This is a genomic window from Lactobacillus corticis (genome assembly GCF_018327645.1).
GTDB lineage: Bacteria > Bacillota > Bacilli > Lactobacillales > Lactobacillaceae > Lactobacillus > Lactobacillus corticis.
Genome location: NZ_BMAY01000002.1, coordinates 19,374 through 39,788, shown reverse-complemented (window position 1 = coordinate 39,788; position 20,415 = coordinate 19,374). Strand labels below are relative to the sequence as shown.

General features: G+C 44.2%; 23 protein-coding genes. 20 read left to right on the top strand and 3 right to left on the bottom strand.

Annotation, left to right across the window (positions count from 1 at the left end; genetic code table 11):
- The first annotated feature begins 83 nt into the window (after window positions 1-83).
- The gene (gene yaaA, locus KI210_RS01495) at window positions 84-845 is read left to right on the top strand and encodes a peroxide stress protein YaaA (RefSeq protein WP_212780126.1); all 762 of its coding nucleotides are present in this window, start codon (window positions 84-86) and stop codon (window positions 843-845) included.
- On the opposite strand, the gene KI210_RS01490 is transcribed toward yaaA, so the two are convergent.
- Window positions 842-1,585: an alpha/beta hydrolase gene (locus KI210_RS01490; RefSeq protein ID WP_212780125.1), complete on the bottom strand. Its 744-nt coding sequence runs from the start codon at window positions 1,583-1,585 to the stop codon at window positions 842-844. The genes yaaA and KI210_RS01490 overlap by 4 nt on opposite strands.
- A gap of 105 nt (window positions 1,586-1,690) precedes the next feature.
- On the opposite strand from KI210_RS01490, the gene KI210_RS01485 reads away from it, so the two are divergent.
- The 4 genes from KI210_RS01485 to KI210_RS01470 all read left to right on the top strand — a co-directional run bounded on the left by KI210_RS01485 (window position 1,691) and on the right by KI210_RS01470 (window position 4,663).
- On the top strand, window positions 1,691-2,287 hold the full coding sequence (locus KI210_RS01485) for a histidine phosphatase family protein (protein WP_212780124.1): 597 nt from the start codon (window positions 1,691-1,693) through the stop codon (window positions 2,285-2,287).
- A gap of 118 nt (window positions 2,288-2,405) precedes the next feature.
- Window positions 2,406-2,924: a TetR/AcrR family transcriptional regulator gene (locus KI210_RS01480; RefSeq protein WP_212780123.1), complete on the top strand. Its 519-nt coding sequence runs from the start codon at window positions 2,406-2,408 to the stop codon at window positions 2,922-2,924.
- A gap of 3 nt (window positions 2,925-2,927) precedes the next feature.
- Entirely contained in the window at window positions 2,928-3,986 is a 1,059-nt protein-coding gene (locus KI210_RS01475; protein ID WP_212780122.1) for an ABC transporter permease, read from the top strand.
- A 2-nt stretch (window positions 3,987-3,988) separates the two neighbouring features.
- On the top strand, window positions 3,989-4,663 hold the full coding sequence (locus KI210_RS01470; RefSeq protein WP_212780121.1) for an ABC transporter ATP-binding protein: 675 nt from the start codon (window positions 3,989-3,991) through the stop codon (window positions 4,661-4,663).
- Between the two features lie 109 nt (window positions 4,664-4,772).
- On the opposite strand, the gene KI210_RS01465 is transcribed toward KI210_RS01470, so the two are convergent.
- Window positions 4,773-6,176 carry a C69 family dipeptidase gene (locus KI210_RS01465; protein WP_212780120.1) on the bottom strand — a complete coding sequence of 468 codons (1,404 nt, stop codon included), beginning with the start codon at window positions 6,174-6,176 and terminating at the stop codon, window positions 4,773-4,775.
- Between the two features lie 104 nt (window positions 6,177-6,280).
- Here KI210_RS01465 and KI210_RS01460 point away from each other — a divergent pair, with 104 nt between their 5' ends.
- The 6 genes from KI210_RS01460 to KI210_RS01435 all read left to right on the top strand — a co-directional run bounded on the left by KI210_RS01460 (window position 6,281) and on the right by KI210_RS01435 (window position 10,317).
- Window positions 6,281-6,505, top strand: coding sequence for a hypothetical protein (locus KI210_RS01460; RefSeq protein WP_212780119.1), 225 nt, complete (start codon window positions 6,281-6,283; stop codon window positions 6,503-6,505).
- A gap of 158 nt (window positions 6,506-6,663) precedes the next feature.
- Window positions 6,664-7,266 (top strand): TetR/AcrR family transcriptional regulator, encoded by a 603-nt coding sequence (locus KI210_RS01455; RefSeq protein ID WP_212780118.1) that lies wholly within the window; start codon window positions 6,664-6,666, stop codon window positions 7,264-7,266.
- A 152-nt stretch (window positions 7,267-7,418) separates the two neighbouring features.
- The gene (locus KI210_RS01450; RefSeq protein ID WP_212780117.1) at window positions 7,419-7,958 is read left to right on the top strand and encodes an NADPH-dependent FMN reductase; all 540 of its coding nucleotides are present in this window, start codon (window positions 7,419-7,421) and stop codon (window positions 7,956-7,958) included.
- 11 nt (window positions 7,959-7,969) lie between these two features.
- Window positions 7,970-8,518, top strand: a complete 549-nt coding sequence (locus tag KI210_RS01445) for an NADPH-dependent FMN reductase (protein ID WP_212780116.1) — start codon at window positions 7,970-7,972, stop codon at window positions 8,516-8,518.
- A 76-nt stretch (window positions 8,519-8,594) separates the two neighbouring features.
- Window positions 8,595-9,383 (top strand): tyrosine-protein phosphatase, encoded by a 789-nt coding sequence (locus tag KI210_RS01440; RefSeq protein ID WP_212780115.1) that lies wholly within the window; start codon window positions 8,595-8,597, stop codon window positions 9,381-9,383.
- A gap of 4 nt (window positions 9,384-9,387) precedes the next feature.
- Window positions 9,388-10,317: an FAD:protein FMN transferase gene (locus KI210_RS01435; RefSeq protein WP_212780114.1), complete on the top strand. Its 930-nt coding sequence runs from the start codon at window positions 9,388-9,390 to the stop codon at window positions 10,315-10,317.
- 37 nt (window positions 10,318-10,354) lie between these two features.
- On the opposite strand, the gene KI210_RS01430 is transcribed toward KI210_RS01435, so the two are convergent.
- A complete protein-coding gene (locus tag KI210_RS01430) occupies window positions 10,355-10,888 on the bottom strand; it encodes a CvpA family protein (protein WP_212780113.1) in 534 nt (177 codons plus the stop codon).
- Window positions 10,889-11,022: 134 nt separating this feature from the next.
- Here KI210_RS01430 and rsmG point away from each other — a divergent pair, with 134 nt between their 5' ends.
- The 9 genes from rsmG to KI210_RS01385 all read left to right on the top strand — a co-directional run bounded on the left by rsmG (window position 11,023) and on the right by KI210_RS01385 (window position 20,199).
- Window positions 11,023-11,745 carry a 16S rRNA (guanine(527)-N(7))-methyltransferase RsmG gene (rsmG, locus tag KI210_RS01425; protein ID WP_212780112.1) on the top strand — a complete coding sequence of 241 codons (723 nt, stop codon included), beginning with the start codon at window positions 11,023-11,025 and terminating at the stop codon, window positions 11,743-11,745.
- Window positions 11,746-11,755: 10 nt separating this feature from the next.
- Window positions 11,756-12,643, top strand: coding sequence for a nucleoid occlusion protein (gene noc / locus KI210_RS01420; protein WP_212780111.1), 888 nt, complete (start codon window positions 11,756-11,758; stop codon window positions 12,641-12,643).
- Between the two features lie 13 nt (window positions 12,644-12,656).
- On the top strand, window positions 12,657-13,436 hold the full coding sequence (locus tag KI210_RS01415) for a ParA family protein (RefSeq protein WP_212780272.1): 780 nt from the start codon (window positions 12,657-12,659) through the stop codon (window positions 13,434-13,436).
- The gene (locus KI210_RS01410) at window positions 13,414-14,295 is read left to right on the top strand and encodes a ParB/RepB/Spo0J family partition protein (RefSeq protein ID WP_212780110.1); all 882 of its coding nucleotides are present in this window, start codon (window positions 13,414-13,416) and stop codon (window positions 14,293-14,295) included. Before KI210_RS01415 ends, KI210_RS01410 begins: the two co-directional genes overlap by 23 nt.
- A complete protein-coding gene (locus KI210_RS01405; protein ID WP_212780109.1) occupies window positions 14,288-14,548 on the top strand; it encodes a DUF951 domain-containing protein in 261 nt (86 codons plus the stop codon). The genes KI210_RS01410 and KI210_RS01405 overlap by 8 nt, the downstream gene beginning before the upstream one ends.
- Before the next feature lie 44 nt (window positions 14,549-14,592).
- On the top strand, window positions 14,593-15,693 hold the full coding sequence (gene ychF, locus KI210_RS01400) for a redox-regulated ATPase YchF (protein ID WP_212780108.1): 1,101 nt from the start codon (window positions 14,593-14,595) through the stop codon (window positions 15,691-15,693).
- 9 nt (window positions 15,694-15,702) lie between these two features.
- Complete coding sequence (locus tag KI210_RS01395) at window positions 15,703-16,479, top strand: DUF1129 family protein (RefSeq protein WP_212780107.1); 777 nt, start codon at window positions 15,703-15,705, stop codon at window positions 16,477-16,479.
- Between the two features lie 148 nt (window positions 16,480-16,627).
- Window positions 16,628-18,349: an ABC transporter ATP-binding protein gene (locus tag KI210_RS01390; protein WP_212780106.1), complete on the top strand. Its 1,722-nt coding sequence runs from the start codon at window positions 16,628-16,630 to the stop codon at window positions 18,347-18,349.
- 5 nt (window positions 18,350-18,354) lie between these two features.
- Window positions 18,355-20,199 carry an ABC transporter ATP-binding protein gene (locus tag KI210_RS01385; protein ID WP_246487299.1) on the top strand — a complete coding sequence of 615 codons (1,845 nt, stop codon included), beginning with the start codon at window positions 18,355-18,357 and terminating at the stop codon, window positions 20,197-20,199.
- Window positions 20,200-20,415 lie beyond the last annotated feature (216 nt).

The window sequence follows — 20,415 nt, the reverse complement described above, 5'->3', positions numbered from 1 at the left end:
GCAGTTTTCCGGTATTTGCAACGATTTAGGTTAGAATAGTAAAAAAGAACGAAAAGCACGAAAGAACGAAAAAGAGGATGACCATGAAAACAATTATTTCCCCAGCCATGAAGATGGAAGTTAAGAACAACGATTTTTCAGCCAAAACGCCCCCGCAATTTTTGCCTGAAGCTAAAGAACTGCGGGACTTTTTGCTTACGCAAAACCGTGAACAATTAGCAGCGATTTGGCAGTCAAGTCCGGCAATTACGCAGGTGGGAATCGACCAATTGCAGGACTTGAATTTTACGGAGAATTTAACGCCGGCAGTTTTCTCATTTAGCGGCATCCAATACCAGTACCTGACCCCGGATATTTTTGACCAGGCAGCTTTAGCTTTTATGCAGGATCATGTGCGGATTTTATCTGGACTTTACGGGGTTTTGCGATTGTTTGACGGAGTTAATCCTTATCGCTTGGAGATGAAAAATAAACTTCCGGGTTTTGGCGATGGCAATTTATATCATTTCTGGGGCAGCAAATTAGCTGATAACCTGTTCCAAGATACTGACACTGTGATTAATCTGGCTTCTAAAGAATATTCCAAGGCTATCGCACCTTATTTAGGCAATGGTCGCACCATGATCACGGTTGATTTTCAAGAGCTTAAGCAGGGTAAATGGAAGACAGTCGGGGTTCATGCCAAAATGGCCCGGGGGGAATTAACCAAGTTTATCTGTGAAAAGGCCCTTGATCAGCCCGAAGAACTGCGTGAGTTTAACGATTTTGGCTTTGTTTTTGACGAAAAAAACAGCACGGAAACGAATTACGTTTTCCGTACTGAGTTTGATTTTACGCGGCATTAAAAGAGCGGTTTGAGAAAGTCGCAAACTTTTTCAGCAGCTGGCTGTGTAAATTCAGCAGTAAAACTATGGTCAGCGTTAGGGATGGTGATCAGTTGACTGCGGGAATAGATCTCATGATATTTATCCAGGTATTTTTTAGGAACAATTTGATCATGCTCGGCCGCAATTACCAGACTGTCGCCGTAGTAGCGTCCCGCAATCTCGTAAATTGGCAAAACTTGTGCAACCCGCAAGTAAAAGCCCCCAAGATGCTTATCGCCTAAAGGCACATAATTGGGGATGTGGTCGGGATTGTAGCGGGCTCCTTGGGTATTGCCGTTTTTAGCATCGTCTTTTAAAACCGCAGCCGGTGCCAAGAGCACGAGTTTTTTAATGACATCCGGATAAAGTCCGGCCAGCATTGAAGCCACCACTCCGCCTTGCGAGTGGCCGACTAAATAAATGCTGCGGACATGCGGATCAGTCCGGACGTATTCTAGGATTGCCTGCGCATCCGCAATTTCGTTAGCTACCGTCATCTTTTCAAATTCACCGTCGCTATCGCCATGGCCGTTGAAATCAAATCTGACACTGGCAACATTTTCATCGCGCAAATGATTGGCGATTGTCCGCAAAAGCGGCGTATTACGATTACTGGTGAAGCCATGCATCAAAATGGCCATGTCATAAATTTCGCCGAAGGGTTCTTCTCGTTCGCCGACTAAGGTCAAGCCATCTCGTTGTATTGTGATTTTTCCCATGATAGTTCCCTTTCAGTTGTATTTTTTCTAACTTAATTGTAGCCTTTTTAGTAGCTAATTGACTAAAAAAACGGTAAAGCTGCTTAAGAAACAAAGGAAGAACAGATGGAAATAACACTTATTCGACATGGACAAACAGAACTTAACCGCCAGCATCGAATCCAGGGCAGCCGTTTTGACTACCCCTTAAATGATCAAGGGCGGACAGATGCCTATCGGGCTGCTGAAAAATTTAATCCCGATCTTTATGACTTGGTGTATTCAAGCCCAGCTAAACGGGCACTAGAGACGGCCCAAATTTTTGTACGTGGTCATCAGCCGATCATTCAGGACCAGCGCCTGTTAGAGTTTGACTATGGTACTTGGGACGGCAAGGAATCTGCTAAATTACGCCAGCTGTATCCTGACGCCTATGATGCTTGGGGTAAAATTTCTGCTGGCTACTACCAATATGGCCATGGTGAAACCCAAGAGCATTGCCGCCAGCGGGCTGGAGCTTTTCTTGATGACCTGCTGGCGCAGCATCCGCATGACAAAATTGTCGTTTTCAGCCACAGTACTTTGATTCGAGCTGCTAGCGCGCATTTATTGACTAACGGCAACTTCACCCAGGTTGCCATGCTGGATAATTTGGGGATGGTGAAATTTTCCCATAAAGCAGGGACTTGGCGCTTGATGTACTACAACCGCACCCTGCTTTAAGTTAGAATGGAAAGAGCAAGTTCTGCTCTTTTTTTATTCAAATTTATTGACATGGTGTCACTTTCGCGGATAATAGAGAACGTAAGGCAAAGTGACACGGTGTCACTTGGAGGAAACTATGGTAAAAGCAACTTTCGAAAACCTGTCTGCTGACAAAAAGCAGCGTGTAACTTCCGCTTTACTAACCGAATTCAGTTCACATAAATTAACCGACGCGCAAGTAGCGCGGATCGTTAAGGAAGCCGGGATTGCCAGAGGGGCTTTCTACAAGTACTTTGATGATCTGACTGATGCTTACAACTACGTGTACCAATTGGCCATGAAGGATATCCACACGGGAATCGATGAACGGGACTTCTCGGTTGAAGCAATTTATCAACGGGTAGCCCGGTTTGTGGATCAGGCTGAGCACAGTCAATATTATGATCTAATCAAAATGCACTTGGCTTATAACGAAAGCCAAGTAGGAAGCGACGTGCAAAAGAGTTCAGCTCGTTTGCTGCGAATCCCCCCGAAAATTTGGGCTGTGATGGAACTGAGTCATGCGACCATTAAACTTGGTTTGTTTGATCCGGAGAATCGGCAAGCCAACTTTGATCGCTTTAAAAAAGTATTGGAGATATTGCATAAGGGGTAAAAAATGTTCCTAGCATTAAAGGAAATCAAACATGAAAAGCTGCGTTACGGCTTAATTGTTTTGATTATTTTTCTGATCAGCTATCTGATCTTTATGTTGTCATCATTAGCTATCGGCTTGGCCAGCGAAAACACGCAAGCGCTGGAAAGCTGGCAGGCTAAAAGCGTAATTTTAAATCAAAATGCTAACTTGAGCATGAACCAGTCAGTTCTGACTAAGAATGATTTGAAAAATTTAGATTTAACCAAGCATGATGCCTATGTCGGGCAAACTGCTACGGTTGCCAAGAAGAGTGGCCGACCTTCTTTATCTGCACAATTTTTGGGCATTAAGAAATCTGAATTCATTTATAAAGATTTGGAGCTGACTAGCGGGCGCAAGGCTAAGACCAACCATGAAGTAGTGGTCGATCAAGCTTTTCAACAGCGTGGCTACAAGCTGGGCGACAAGATTACTTTGAGCGGAACTAAAGGCAAGTACAAGATCGTTGGTTTTGTTAAAAATGCCAAGATCAACATTGCACCAATCATCTACGGCAGTTTAGCTACTTGGAAGAAATTGCACGTAACTGCACCTAACGTAGTGGCTTCCGGGGTAGTTTCACAAAAGTCGTTGTCATATAAGCACAAGAATGCCAAGACTTACGACATCAAGCACTTCATTAACAAGCTGCCAGGCTACACTGCTCAAAACATGACTTTTGAAATGATGATCGGCTTCTTGTTTGTGATTTCCTTGATCGTTGTGGCAGTTTTCTTGTACATCTTAACCATGCAAAAGCTGAACAACTTCGCTGTTATGCGGGCACAAGGGATTCCCAGCCGCACTTTAGTTGGCGCTACCATGATTCAATCATTAATTCTGATGGTGCTTGGCGTTGCTTTAGGCTTAATCATGATGACAATTACGATGGCGGCCATGCCACCAGTTGTGCCAATGGCATTCACGCCGGCAATTATGCTTGCAGGCAGCGTCGGGATGCTCTTGATGGGCTTAATCGGCAGTTTGATTCCAGTACGGTCAATCTTGAAAGTTGACCCAGTTTCAGCGATTGGAGCATAAAAATGGCAGCGATTGAATTAACGAATGTAACCAAGGTTTACGGTAAAGGCGACGCAGCTGTAAACGCCCTGAAAGGGATCAATTTCAAGGCTGAAAAAGGCGAAGTGGTTTTAATTATGGGTCCCAGTGGTGCTGGTAAGAGTACGATGCTGACGATAGTTGGTTCTTTGCAAAAAGCCACTAGCGGCAAGATTGTCGTTGATGGGCAAGATATTAGCAACTTATCTAACAAAGAAACTAATAGTCTGCGTTTGAACAAGATTGGCTTTGTTTTGCAAGCTTATAACCTCGTTCCATATTTAACTGTCGCCGATCAGTTCAAGCTGGTCGATAAAGTTAAAAAGCAAGGCAACTTGAGCCAAGCTGAACTAGCTAAGCTGCTTAAACAATTAGGCGTGGACAAGTTGACCAAGAAATATCCGGGTGAACTTTCCGGCGGTCAGCAGCAGCGGGTTTCAATTGCACGGGCTTTATATGCGGATCCAACATTTTTGCTGGCGGATGAACCAACTGCTTCTCTTGACTCGGCTAATGTTGCCGAAGTCGGCAAGCTGTTCCAAAATCTGGCCCGCAGCCGGGATAAGGCGATTATTTTGGTAACGCACGATGAACGACTGAAGCAGTATGCTGATCACATCTACCAAATGCTTGATGGGCAATTGACCAAAGAAAAGTAGCCCAAGCAGGTAATGTTTTAAATAACATAACACTTTTTGAAAAAGCGTAAATAAAAAATCACATTAGCATTTGAGCTAGTGTGATTTTTCTATTTTTTTAGAAAATATGTTATAAATTTGGATCGATCTTGAACTTTAATGGCGAATCGGCAGTCTGCTTGGTAATTAAGTCAGCAATCAGTTCCTGGTAGGCATCAGTTGCTGCTTTAGCCATCTTGGCATTAGCCTCATCCGCCAAGGCCGTTTGTTCGCTGCTGGTTGCAAGCTTTTGATCGTATTCATAGCGCAAGCGCAGGACTTTTTGCCGAACTGCCTTTTGGGTGTCGGATAAAAGCGGTGCGTACTTGCTCCAATCGCGGTCAACTAAGACTGAAGCCAGTTTGAAGACCCAGTAGGCGGAATCGGAAGAGTAAGTTTCCGTCCCCTTGTCCCACATTTCTGGCGTTTTGCTTCCTTGCGGGTAGAACGGAATGTAGACGCTTTGACTGGCGATGCCCATTGCTAGCCAGTGGGTCATCTTTTGGCCGTTTAATTCCAGCAGGTGGGATTCTTGGGTAGTCGCAATGCCGATTGGCCGGTAGAGCGCAGTTTGAGCGTTTTGCTTTTTAGTTAAATCATATGGCGTGTTGGCGTAGTGGTCGCTCAAAATCATTTGTGCATCTTGAATCGAGAGCGGCTTTTCTGGTCGGCGACTGAACGGCAGGTTGAAACTTTGCACAGCTTGTTCAGTGTGCGGGTTGAAAAGTCTTTGGGCTTCCCATACCCGTGGGGTGTTGTAGTGCAAGTCGCTATCGTCATGGGTGCCGAAAATTTCCCGCCAGATGAATGGCCGATCCTTTGGCCACAGCTGATTGTTGAAGACAAATTCGCGCAGGCCGGCAGAAGCTAAAAAGTCATCGCTGTTAAAGGCTACTTCTTGAATAGACAGCTGGTTGGCAACTACGGCGTATTCGTCGTCAGGGATGCGTTTAGCAACCCAATGGTGCCCTGAGCCAATTTCCATATACCAAGCTTCATCAGGGTCGGCAAATAAAATGCCATCGGCTTCAGCTGCACCAGCTTCGGCAATAATGGCACCCAGCCGTTCGACCCCTTCTTTGGCGGTTTTGACATATGGCAGAACGACTGAAACCATCGCTTCTTCTAAGATGCCGCTGTCGGTGTTGAAGGGGTCAATGGCCTGCACTCGGTCGTTAGCATAAGCACTTTCAGTTGCTGACATTGCCACATGATATTCATTAATTCCGTCTTCTTCAAACACGCCGTACTTATCAGTCCATTCGGGAGTTGCGTCGTAGCTGAACCGCTCCTTGGGAAGAGTTAGCGTGAAGTTGTTGTCTTTTGATTTGAAGACAGGAGCCTGGTCGAAGACTTTATGCTGATGAAAGGCCAAATGCTTGGGCCAAGCTGTTTTAGCGTCTTCGTTCCGCCCAATTACCACGCTGCCGGTGATTGAGGCAGACTTGCCAATTAAAATTGAAGTACAGGATGATCTTCCTGCAGGTTTTTCCATAAAGAATCACACTTTCTAATAAATTGGGGAATGTAGTAAGATAAATATATGATAATCGATCATAGTTTATTAAGCCAATATTTGGCAAGAAAGAGGCGCTAATTATGGACGACGCAAAGAAATTTATTAACATTGGTTTTGATCCCGAAAGCGGACAACTCAACATGGACTTTAGCGAAAACTTAGATGATGGTCAGGAAATTGGCTACATTCTATCTTCAGCCTTTTTAGCTTTTAGTGCTGATCAAGGGATTCCTAAGGAAAATTTAGTTGACTTAATTCAAGAAAATTACGATGATTTTCTCGACAATAGTGAAGATGGTGAATAAGCCAGCATAGCTTCTATGTTGATTCACGACTTCCCTCAGCTGTTTCAGCTGGGGGATTTTTGATAACGGTATCTTTATAAAGAAGTGACTTTTTAGCCATTTGGGTGTTTAATATAACTAAGGATATTTTTTAAGCTTGTTTTGCTGAGGTGGACTATATGGCTAGAAGAAAAGAGATTGGTCGTGACAAGATCATCGATGTCGCCTATAAATTAGCAATTAAGGACGGCTTGGAAAGCCTAACCGCCCGCAATATTGCCAAGGCTGGGCAATTTTCGACCCAGCCAATTTATTTGGATTTTAGCAACATGGATGATTTACGGGCTAAGGTGTTAGACCGAATTTCCGAAAAATTGCGACATGAGACGTTGCAGAAACATTACACGGGTAAACCGTTAATTGACTTAGATTTGGCCTATATCGAATTTGCCGAGCAGCACGCCAAGTTTTTCCAGGCGTTGTTTGTTTTTGGCAAGTTTGGCAATGGGATTATTACCGATATGTTGATTAGTTTGGGTGAAGAGAAGTTTAAAGAACAATACCCTAATACTGGCTTTGATGAAAAAAGAATCAATCATATCGTTATTGCCAATTGGATTTCTACGATTGGAATGGCTTCATTGCTGGTCAATAAGATTGCAACATTTAACCAACAACAAATTGTGAGCGTCGTCGAAGCGCAAATTAAAGACGCAATGGTGAATGATCACCTAGAAGAAATGGGTGAAAATCCGTTATTTAAGACATCAGGCAAAAAATAATGCTTATCAACAGCTGGGATTTAGGTCCCGGCTGTTTTGCGCTTTCATTGCCTTAATACTGGCTTTTCATTTAATTTTTTTACTAATAAAAAAACGCCGATTATGGAAAAGTTGTTTATAATAAAAGAGAACAATTGTGAAAGGTGGTTTTTATGAAAATTCTCGCATTAAATGGCTCTAACGCCGATAACTCATTTAACGGAACCTTGCTTAAGTTTATTATGAAGCACTTCGGCAGTCGCTATGACTTTGAATTTGCTAGTGTCAAGGGTTTGCCAATGTTCAAAGAAGGTGTGGACGCACCAGAAGAAATTTTAGCCTTGGCCAAAAAAGTTGAAGAAGCTGACCTGGTGTTGATTGGTTCACCTGAACAGCAACACTCCGTAACCAGTGCTTTGAAGAGCGCTTTGGAATGGCTATCTAGTTCAGTTCACGCATTTAACGGCAAGCCGATTGTGGTTGTTTCAACTTCCGTCTTGCCACAAGGCGGTGCGCGGTCACAAACCCGGTTGAAGTCGGTTTTGGCTAGCCCTGGCTTTAGTGCCCAAACCTTTAATGGTGATGAATTCATGTTGCCAGTAGCACCTAATGCTTTTGATGAAGCCGGCAACTTGAAAGATGAAGGTACGGTTAAGTTCCTGGGTCACTTCTTTGATGAAGTTGATGCCTGGTATGCACAAATCACTAAGTAGGGGGCAGACTGATGAAATTATTAGTTGTAGTAGGTACTAACGCACCATTTTCATACAATCGTTTTTTAGCGCAATATATTGCTAAGGCTAACAGCAGCAAGGCAGATATTAAGGTTAGAGAAATTGACGGTTTGAAGCCATTTTATAAGGAAGCTGAAGAAGATGACACCATTAAAGCTTGGCGGCAAGACGTCAAGGAAGCAGACGGCGTAATCATCACGACGCCTGAATATGACCACGCTATTCCCGCTGCTTTAAAGAGTGCCTTAGAATGGTTAGGTTCCCATGCTGGTCCTGATTTGATGCACTTTAAACCAGCCGCTGTGCTTGGTGCTTCATATGGTATTCAAGGTTCAAGTCGTGCGCAAGAAGATGCGCGGGAAATTCTGTTGTCGCCTGATATGTCAGCCAATGTTTTGCCTGGCAATGAAGTTTTGATTGGTCATGCACCAGCAAAATTTGATAAGGAAAGCGGCGAATTGACTGATGAAGCAACTGCTAAGCAAGTTGATGGCTTGGTAGATACCTTTATCGACTTTATTAAGCAGACGCAAAAGTAGGCTTATCCTAGCGTAAATACGTGATACCAGTTAGAATAGATCCTAACTGGTATTTTTTTGAGAGGAAGAAGTTAAGATGGAGCCACATGTTTTACCACTGAAAACAGTGCGCAACCCCCGCGATTTAGGAGGTTATGTCGGCTATGAAGGTCATAAAATTAAGTCCCACAGGTTATTGCGAACTGGTAAAATGTCTGGCATGTCTAAGCAGGATCGGCAGTTTTTGCTGGATTACGGCTTGGTAAATGTGGTCGATTTGCGGTCGCCCAAGGAATGCAAGGCGGCTCCGGATGATGAATTGCCGGGAGTAAAGCACTTCAATTTGTCAGTTTCAGATGAAGATAATACGCAGGGCGGCCAGGCAGATTTGGCCCGGATGTGTCAACGCTATCATGAAGATCAATATGCCGGCTTTGAAATGATGTGCCAGCGTTACCATGATCACGTTGTCCATCGTCATGCCCAGCATACTTTTCATCGTTTATTGGAATTGCTAGCTAACACTAGGGACGGGGCAACGATTTTTCACTGTTCTGAGGGAAAAGATCGAACTGGCTTAGCCGTGGTGTTTATTTTGTCGGTTTTAGGCGTCAGCGAGGAAACTATCCGGCAAGACTACCTTTATTCCAATTACCTGCTAAATGACTATCGGGCAGAACGCGACTTGGAGTTGAGTCGCAAAGACCACAATCTAAAGCTGCGGGCGAACATGCGAATTTTGGGTTCGGTTTGCGATGCCTTTTTGGATACGTCGCTGTTGTTAATTAAAGAAGAATACGGCGGCATGGAAGAATATTTGAAAAATCAATTAGGTGTAACGCCAATGCTGCGCGACACTTTGCGAGAATTATATCTGGAAGCATAAAAAAATGATCAAAGATTTAGCGTTAAATGTAGTTAGTGGCACTCATCATGCTTTAGGCACAATTATTACCCTGCAAATATACGGAACTGATGATTCTTATCAAATCAACCAAGCCTTTAGTTTGATTGATCGCTATGAAGATTTATTGACGGTAAACCGGGAAGAATCAGAAGTCATGGATGTCAATCATGCTGCTGGCCAGCATCCGGTGCAGGTTTCCAGTGGCGTTTATAGTTTAATCAAGCTGGCAGTAGAAAAAAGTCGTGAGAATTTTGGCTTTAATGCCTTGATTGGGCCAGTAGTTAAACTGTGGCATATTGGTTTTAAAGGTGCCCGGGTTCCTAGCGATGCAGAAATTCAAGAAAAAATGAAGTTAACCGATCCTTGGAAAGTCCAATTGGATGACCTGAACCAAACGGTTTATTTAGAAGAAGCTGGTATGGAATTGGATTTAGGCGGAATTGCCAAGGGCTGGATTGCTGACCGCATTCGGGATTTGTGGCGAGCTGGCGGCGTCCGCGCGGGGATTATTAATCTTGGCGGCAATGTTTTATTAGTCGGCGACAGCCCTAAGCGCGAAAATGGCGAATGGATGGTTGGCGTTCAGGATCCTAAAGAAGTTCGCGGCGACAACATTGCCGTGGTTTCCGTGCCTGAATGTTCTGCCGTAACCAGCGGCATTTATGAGCGCTACCTGGAAATTGACGGCAAGAAATACCACCATCTGATTGATCCGCGCACTGGTTATCCGGTAAAAACCGATGTAGCCGGAATTACGACTTTTACTAAAAACAGCGTTGATGCTGAAATTGAATGCAAACGACTATTTTTTGCGGGTAAACCGCTTCCTGGCTGGCATGATCAGCCTGACCGCATTGGCGCAGTTTTCGTATATGACGATGACCATGTCGTTTACGATAATTTTAATCGATAAAAAAAGGCGATTGCCCCAAATGAGGCAAATCGCTTTTTTAAGCGGCGGTTCGACTAATACTAAACAAGCTCTTGAAGACGCCGTTGGATAAACCAGGAGTGCTGTAAATAATAAAGTGCAGGAAGCTGGAGCTGGCAATTTGGCTGCTGATCCAAGCATTATCAAAGGAGTTAGCCATCGACAGGACCACATACATAAAGAAATAGCCTGCTACCAAGGAGGCAATTGCCCCTAAGACGCTATTTAAGGTGTGTCCGAGGTTGGAACTTTGATTGTGCTGGAAGGGAAGCATTTTTCTAATTAAGCGCATCACTCGTTTTAAGATAAAAAAGAGCACGAAGAAAGCAATAAAGCGGCAGATCATTAATTCCAGGCTGCTTTCCAGACTAAGCGTGGCACTGGTCTTGAGCTGCTGATAGACCCAGTTGCCGACGGGGTTTTGCAGCATAATGGCTAAAATAAAGGCGATACCGCTAAAAATCAAACCGACAATCATGCTGATAAACCCGGTATGATAGCCCTTAACGATGCGCATTGCTAGATATAGCAAGACTAGTATGGTGATAATCATTTTTATCTTCCTTTTATTGTAGAAAAGCTAGGATAATTTTTGACGATTACCCTAAAATACTTCATAATTGTGGGGATAGTATACGTATATTTCCGTGTTTCACACTGCGGAAAAATTTGCTGACAGGTGAGAACATGAACCCTGAACAATTTGTCCAAGAATTATCAAAACATAATATTACGCTGACGGCTGACCAAAAGGAACAATTTAAACTTTATTTTAAAGAATTGGTTGCTGCCAACGAACACGTGAATTTAACTCGGATTACGGCTGAAGATGAAGTGTATCTTAAGCACTTTTATGATAGCATTACGCCTTTATTGGTTTTCCCCGAAGCTTTTAAGCCGGGTGCTAAAGTGTGTGATGTTGGTGCGGGAGCCGGCTTTCCGTCTTTGCCGCTGAAATTGCTGCGGCCCGATTTACAGTTAACGATCATTGATTCACTCGGCAAACGCCTAACCTTTTTGCAAGGCCTCATTAAGCAGCTGGGTTTGACGGGGGTTGAACTGGTCCATAGCCGCGCCGAAGATGCTGGCAAAGCAGCCCAATATCGGGAACAATTTGATCTGGTAACGGCCAGAGCAGTAGCTAGAATGAGCGTGTTAAGCGAATATTGTCTGCCATTAGTTAAAGTGGGGGGACAATTTTTGGCACTTAAGGGGCCAAAGGCAAGCGAGGAGTTGCAAACTGCCCAAGGCGCCATCAAGAAACTAGGTGGTCAGATCAGCCAGGAAGTTGAATTTAAGCTGGCAGCTTCTGCTGAGGAACGAAGCTTGATCTTAGTTGACAAGTTGGTGGCAACGCCGCAGAAATATCCACGTCAAGCGGGGACGCCTGCCAAAAAACCGCTTAAGTAGGAGGATGTCAATGTCACTTTTTTCATTCAATCGGCGTCAAGAAGTGCCGAAAAATAAACAAATTCATGATTTAGAGCTAGCGAAGATTGTTCCTAATCGCTACCAGCCACGGAAACGTTTTTCTGATGAATCAATTCGCGAATTAGCCGAGACCCTGAAAAAAGATGGCCTCTTACAACCAATAGTGGTTCGCGAAAATGAGCAGGGATATGAATTGATTGCCGGCGAGCGGCGCTATCGGGCGGCTCAAAGCTTAGGCTGGACGACGATTCCAGCCATTATCAATAATTTAACTGATGATGAGTCTGCTAGCCTCGCCTTAATTGAAAATTTGCAGCGGGAAAACCTTAATCCCATTGATGAAGCTCAAGCCTATAGCAATTTAATGGAATTAAATCATCTGACCCAAACCGAACTGGCTAAAGAAATTGGCAAGTCGCAATCATATGTTGCCAATAAGCTGCGCTTGTTGAAATTGGAACCCGATGTGCAGAGCTATTTGGCAAGCGGCAAGTTGTCTGCGCGTCATGGGCGAGCCTTGGTGAATTTGCCAGCTGAGGATCAGATCAAGGCCTTGCATGAAATTTTGGCTGAAGATTTGACGGTCAAGGAAACCGAAAACATGGCCGCTGATCTGCCGGCATACTTTGAAGCTAAAGAACAGGCCAAAGCAGCCCAAAAAGCAGCGGAGGAAGCGGCGGAAAAAGAAGCCGCAAAAGCCGCCAAGGCCAAAGAAAAGCCGCGAATTGTTAAACGGTTGCCAAAAGATTTGCAGGTGCAAGTCAATACGATTAAGCATGCGGTTAAATTGGCCCGCGAATCTGGCATTAAAGTAGTTGTCCATGAAGATAAGGATCCGGATGACTATAAGATCATGATTGAGCTGAAGAGAAAGTAGGGTTATGGAAAATATGGTAAGTGTCATTTCAGTTGCCAACCAAAAAGGCGGCGTCGGCAAGACGACTACAACCATCAATCTTGCAGCTGCGATTGCTGAACGCGGCTACCGGGTCCTGATTGTAGATATTGATCCACAGGGCAATGCTACCTCAGGGTTAGGAATTGAAAAGTCTTCGATTGATCAAGATATCTATAATGTGTTAATTGATGAAATCCCGATTACGGAGACGATCCATCACACTGGCGTTAAGAAGTTGGATATGGTTCCGGCGACGATTAATTTGTCAGGTGCCGAAACCGAACTGATTAGCATGATTGCGCGGGAAACCAGACTTAAGTCAGCGCTTGATGCGATTAGCGATCAATATGATTTTATTTTCATTGACTGTCCGCCATCTTTAGGGCAATTGTCGATTAATGCCTTTACGGCAAGTGATTCGATTTTGATTCCGGTCCAAAGCGAATATTACGCTATGGAAGGTCTAAGCCAGCTGCTTAACACGATCCGGTTAGTCCAGAAGCACTTTAACAAAGACCTCGGCGTTGAAGGGGTCTTGTTGACCATGCTGGATGCTCGGACCAACCTGGGTGCAGAAGTAGTCAAAGAAGTTCAAGCTTACTTCAATAAAAAGGTTTATAAGACCATTATTCCGCGGATTACGAAATTGGCGGAAGCTCCTAGCTATGGTCAAGCAATTAGTGAATATGCGCCTAATTCCCGAGGCGCCAAGGTTTATGACAGTTTAGCAAGAGAGGTGTTGAAGGCTCATGGCAAGAGACTCAAAAAGTAAAGACAATAAGCACAAAGGCGGACTGGGTCGCGGTCTAGAAGCACTGTTTGAAGATGAACCAGTAAGTGCTGCGGAAGAGATTCAAGAACTGCCCTTGGCAGAAATTCGGCCTAATCCTTACCAACCCCGTAAGCAATTTGACGATAAAGCTTTGCGAGAATTGGCCGACTCAATTGCAGAGAATGGGGTCTTTCAACCGATTATTGTTAGAAAAAGCGTCAACGGTTATGAAATCATCGCTGGTGAACGGCGTTGCCGCGCTAGCAAGTTAGCCAAAAAGACCACCATTCCGGCCATCATTCGCAAGTTTGATGAAAGCGAAATGATGGAAATTGCCGTCCTGGAAAACTTGCAAAGAGAAGACTTAACGCCTTTAGAAGAAGCCCAGGCCTATGATATGCTGCAAAAAAACCTAGGTTTGACCCAGGCCGAAGTTTCAAAACGGATGGGTAAATCGCGCCCATATATCGCCAACTATTTGCGACTATTAACTTTGCCTACCAAGACCAAGCGCCTGCTGCAAAGAGGAGAACTCTCAATGGGACAAGCGCGGACTTTATTAGGCTTGAAGGATAAAAGCAAGATCGACGCCTTGGCTAAGCGGGTAGTAAAAGAAGCAATTCCCGTGCGCAAAGTCGAAGCAATTGTCAGCCAGATGAATCAAAAGAAGGCCAAAAAGCAACCAGCTAAGAAATCGGCCTTTATTACTGCTAGTGAAAGCCAGCTGGCTGATAAGTTTGGCTCCAGCGTAAGCATTACCGCGGGTAAAAAAGGCAATGGTCACTTATCAATTGATTTTAAGTCGACCGAAGATCTGAACCGAATTTTAGATTTGCTAGGAGTGAATTTAGATGACTGATGTTGCTTACAATTTGGCAGATACGGTCATGATGAAAAAGCCTCACGCTTGTCAAACCAATGATTGGGAAATTCTGCGTCTGGGTGCAGATATCAAATTGAAGTGCTTAGGCTGTGGCCGCATTATTATGCTGTCCCGTGGCGATTTTAACAAACGCTTGAAAAAGCTCTTGACGAAGGCTAATGACCCCGTGAATGCGAAAAAGCCAAATTATGTGCCAAAAGCTGAAATTGCCCGTCCGCAAGTTGATTAAACTTGCTACAATATAAGAAGTTCAAATAGAAAAAGAGGAAGAAAATGTCATTAACTGCTGGTATTGTTGGTTTGCCGAATGTGGGGAAATCAACGCTGTTTAACGCAATCACCAAGGCAGGAGCTGAAATGGCCAACTACCCATTCGCAACCATTGAACCAAATGTAGGGATGGTTGAAGTTCCTGACAAACGTTTGGCCCGGATCCAAGAATTGATTCCCGCCAAAAAGATTGTTCACACGACTTTTGAATTTACGGATATCGCTGGATTGGTCAAGGGTGCTTCCAAAGGTGAAGGCTTGGGAAACAAGTTTTTGGAAAACATTCGTCAAACCGATGCGATCATTCATGTGGTGCGGGCCTTTGATGATGACAACATTACCTCAGTTACTGGTAAGGTTGATCCAGAAGAAGACATTAATACGATTAATTTGGAACTTTCAATCGCCGACCTTGATGCGGTTAACCGCCGAATTGGCAAGGTAAAGAAGGTTGCTCAACAAGGCGACAAAGAAGCCAAGGCAGAAATGGCCGTACTCGAAAAACTGCAACCCGTTTTAGAAGAAGGTGGCAGTGCGCGGTCGATCGCTTTCAATAAGGATGAACAAAAGATCGTTAAGGGCTTATTCCTCTTAACTTCTAAGCCGGTAATTTACGTTGCTAATATTGCTGAAGACTCAATGGCTGATCCTGAAAGCGACAAATACTTCCAAATTGTCAAAGCTCACGCTGATCAAGAAGGGGCTGGCTGCTTAGGCATCTCAGCTGCCACTGAAGAAGAAATTGCTGGTTTGGATGATGATGAAAAGGCCGAATTTCTTGAAGCCGAAGGTGTTACCGAGTCCGGCCTTGACCGTTTGATTCGGGCAGCTTACCACATCTTGGGTTTGCGGACCTTCTTTACGGCTGGTGGTCCCGAAACACGGGCCTGGACCTTCCATGAAGGGATGAAGGCACCGCAAGTTGCCGGGGTTATCCACTCCGACTTTGAACGTGGCTTTATTCGGGCAGAAGTAGTTTCCTTTGACGATTTGGACAAGTACGAAACGATGGCTAAAGTTAAAGAAGCTGGTCGCTTACGGCTTGAAGGCAAGGAATACGAAGTACAAGACGGCGACATTATTGAATTTAGATTTAATGTTTAGGGGTAGCTGATGGCTGATAAAAAAGCAAACATCGACGAAGATAAGCAAGCAAAATTGAAAAATAAATCAGCGCAAGAAAAGATGGATGAAGCCATCGATCAAATGAGCGTTGATGAATTACGAGAAAATTTGTCCAATAAGAATGCTGACTATGTTTTCCGTTTGCAGCGTGAACTAGCTAGTCAGGGCAAGTTAACGCAAGAAAAAGCGCGAGGCATGGTTGACGAATTGCTGCCAGAAATTTTGAAGGCACAACGTCGTGGCCAACCGGCTAATGGCTTGTACATGGCAGCACCAAAGATGAAAGCTAACGAAATGCTGCATCCGGAAGAAAATGCCGCACCTAAACCAGTACCTTTCTGGCAACGTTCGGTCGATAGTGCCTTGCTGTATTTAGCAATCTTTACCGGCTTGTTTGGCATTATGGAACTCTTTAGCAACACCAATAAGACCAGCAGCTCAATGGGGATCTTATCAATTGCCTCAGTTGGGATTCTGATGGGTGTGTTCATGACCAAGTACGAGGATTGGGTTTTGCCAAATGGCAGTAGTTCTAAAGTTAGCTGGCCTAAGCTAATTGGCGTCAGCTTCATCCTAATCGTGGGCTTGTTTGCCTGGATGTGGATTTTGGCATTGCCGGCAATCCAAGTGATCAATCCAGTCTTGCCTGGAATTTGGTACATCATTATTGCGGCAGCAGCTTATGGTGGACGTTACTTGTTCCGGAAACAATATGGCATCGTAGGCTCAACGATGGGCAGACAATCGGTTCAGTCCAAAAAATAACCAATCTTTTTACTAGAAATATAGTTTGATTGAGTATATTATGGTTTTTATAGCTTAATAAGAAAGGCGCCTGGTGTGTCTTTTTTATTTTTGTGTTTCTTGGCCTAGTATAGGTTATGTTTGGGTAAATGAAAAAGGAGGTAACAGCTTGATCAAAACATTAAAGCGATCAATCCGGCAATATAAAAAGTTGTCATGGGCTTCACCCCTGTTGGTAATTTTTGAAGTGCTGATTGAAATGCTGATCCCTTATTTGGTAGGTATGATGATTGACCAAGGGATTAATAAAGGCAATATGTCGTTTATTTGGCAGCTGGGGGGAGTGCTGTTGGTAATGACGATCTTGTCGCTGCTGTCAGGCGCAGGGGCAAGTATTACCTCAGCTCACGCTGCAGCCGGCTTTGCAGCCAACTTGCGACATGACATGTTCTATCACACTCAGGACTATGCTTTTGAAAACATTGATAAATTCTCTAGTGCCAGTCTGGTAACGAGAATGACCACGGACGTTACCAACGTGCAAAACTCTTATCAAATGTTGATTAGAATTGCCGTGCGGGCGCCAATGATGCTGATTTTGGCTGTAACCATGTCAGTTATCGTTAGTCCGAAACTTTCGCTGGTTTTTGTGGTTTTAGTACCAATTTTTGCGATCATCCTGGTAGGCATTATCATGGCTGCCAACCCGATTTTCCCTAAGATTTTCCGAGGGTATGACCGTTTGAACCGGACCGTCCGGGAAAATGTTCGGGGCATTCGGGAAGTTAAGACTTACGTGCAAGAACAAGCACAAATCAAGCAGTTCAATAAGGCAGCGCAATATATTTACAAGCTTTTTGCCAAAGCGATGGAAATTATTTCTATGCAGATTTTTGCCGTAATGCTGGTTTTGAACATTTCCAACCTGCTGATCTGCTGGTTCGGGACGCACTTAATTGTGGGCGGAGAATTAACCACTGGACAATTAGTTTCCATGTTCTCTTACTCCAATTCAGTTTTGTTCGCCCTAAACATTTTGGCGATGATTTCTACGCAAATTATTATGTCCATGTCATCCGGTCGCCGGATTGCTGCGGTAATCGACGAAGAACCAGCAATTAAGAACCCGGTAAAGCCAGTGACCGACTTGAATAATGGTGATATTGTCTTTGATCATGTTAGCTTTAAATATGAAGAAGGCGACAAGCACTATGCTTTAAAGGACATCAATCTGCATATCAAGAGTGGCGAAACCATTGGGATTATCGGCGAAACCGGTTCTTCCAAGTCAACTTTGGTTTCCATGATTCCTCGTTTGTATGATGTTGATGGTGGTGCTGTGCGGGTAGCTGGCCATAATGTAAAGTCTTACGATTTACGCACCTTGCGTGACAATGTCGCAATGGTTTTGCAAAAGAACGTGCTCTTCTCAGGCACCATTAAATCTAACCTCTTGTGGGGTAATGAAAATGCCACGGATGAAGAAGTAATTCAAGCTGCCAAAACTGCGCATGCTGACGGTTTTGTCAGTGAAATGAAAGATGGTTACGACACGGTCGTGGAACAAGGCGGTAACAATGTTTCCGGTGGGCAAAAGCAACGGTTAACGATTGCGCGTGCCCTACTGAAAAAGCCGAAGATTTTGATCTTGGACGATTCCACTTCTGCGGTTGATACGGCAACTGAACGCCAAATTCGGGAAGCTTTGCGCAAGGACATGCCAGAGACCACCAAGATTATCATCTCCCAAAGAATCGTCTCAATTAAGGATGCGGATCGAATTGTGGTAATGAATCACGGACGGATTGAAGATATTGGCACGCATGACGAATTGATTAAGCGCAACGACTTGTACAGTACAATTGCCAAGTTCCAGGAAGAAAGCAGGTGAGCAGTTTGGAAAATGTAAAAACACAACCTAAGCGAACCGCTGCTCTGGGCCGGTTGTTGAAGCTAATCATGGAAACCAGTCCATGGATGGTGATTGTTTCAGCAATCGGGGTAATTGTTTCAGCAGCCGCCCAAGTTGCCGGCTCGCTCTTTATTGAAGACTTGATCAACAACTTTGTTGAACCCCTGTTGAAGCAAAAAACTCCCGACTATGCGCCCTTATTGCGAGCAATTTTGATCATGCTGAGCATTTATGTGGTTGGGGCAATTTGTGCCTACCTTTACTCGGTTTTGATGGGGATTTTAGCGCAACGAGTTCAATTTAAAGTGCGGCGGCAAATGTTTAAGCATATGCAATATTTGCCTCTGGCTTACTTTGATCAAAATGAATACGGCGACATCATGAGCCGTTATACCAACGATATTGATACCTTGATGCAGATGATTTCCCAATCAATTCCGCAGTTTTTAAACTCGGTCTTGTCCTTGGTCTTTGTTGTCTGTGCCATGTTCTCAGTTAGTTGGCAGTTGACGATTTTCTCATTTATCATCTTTGCCCTTAGTTTTGGCATTGTGCGTTACTTGACGACCAAGTCAGGGCAAAACTTTAAAATTCAGCAAAAGAAGTTGGGCCAGATCAACGGTTACAACGAAGAAATGCTTAACGGTTTAAAGGTCGTTAAGGTCTTTTCTCATGAAGCTGAAGCCGAAGCTGGCTTTGACAAATATAACGAAGAATTGCGGCAAGCTTCCGGTCGGGCCAACGCTTATGCCACGGTCCTGTTCCCAATTATGGGGAATATGGGGAACTTGCTTTACGTGCTGATTTCGATTGTCGGCGGTGCAGCTGCCATTCATAATTGGGCGCCGCTGTCCTTAGGTGCAATTGCGGCTTTCTTGCAGTTATCAAGACAGTTCTCAATGCCAATTGCCCAAATTTCGCAACAGTTAAACTCAATTGTCATGGCTTTGGCTGGGGCTGCTCGGATTTTTGAAGTAATGGATACGCCAGAAGAATCTGACGAAGGACAAGTTACGATCAAGAGCGATGAAAATGTTAAATCAGCTTGGCACTGGCAATTGCCGCAAGCTGACGGCAGCGTTAAGCAAGTGCCGGTGCGCGGCCACATTGTGTTTGACGATGTAAACTTCAGCTACTTCCCTGGACAAGAAATCCTGCACCACATCAATATTGATGCCAAACCGGGCATGAAGGTGGCCCTCGTTGGGGAAACCGGTGCCGGCAAGACAACGATTTCCAATATGCTGAATCGCTTCTATGATATTGATTCCGGCACCATTACCTATGATGGAATTCCGCTAGAACAAATTAAAAAGGACGATTTACGCCAATCCGTCACGATTGTTTTGCAGGAAACTCACTTATTTACTGGTACCATTATGGAAAATATCCGCTTTGGTCGGCCAGGGGCTAGTGATGATGAAGTTTACCAAGCTGCCAAATTATCCCATGCCGATGAGTTTATTCATGACCTGGATGATGGCTATGAAACCGTAATTGATGGTAATGGTGGCGATTTGTCGCAAGGTCAAATGCAGCTGTTGTCGATTGCCCGGGCGATGATTTCGGATGAACCGGTAATGATTCTGGATGAAGCGACCTCAAGCATTGATACGCGGACGGAAAAGGTGGTCCAACAAGGGATGGATAACCTCCTGAGTGGCCGTACCAGCTTTGTAATTGCCCACCGTTTGTCAACGATTGTTAACTCCGATTTGATTTTGGTATTAGATCACGGTCGAATTATTGAACATGGTAATCATGAAGAATTACTTGCCCAAAAGGGTTACTACTATGAGCTCTACACCGGCAAGCGGGAAATCCAGTAATTAATAACAAAAACTTGATTTTTGACTTTTAAAGGATATACAAATATCCCTTTGAAGTGGTAAAATTAGTACAGCAAATGATTTAACGCAGTCTTACTTAAGATTCGTTTTGGTTACTTTCTTTTTTGTTTTTTAACTCACCTTGCTGTCTCTTTCGAATCATTTCTGGGAGCATTTAGGAGCTGTTTCGACAGCTTCTTTTTTTACACATTCTTA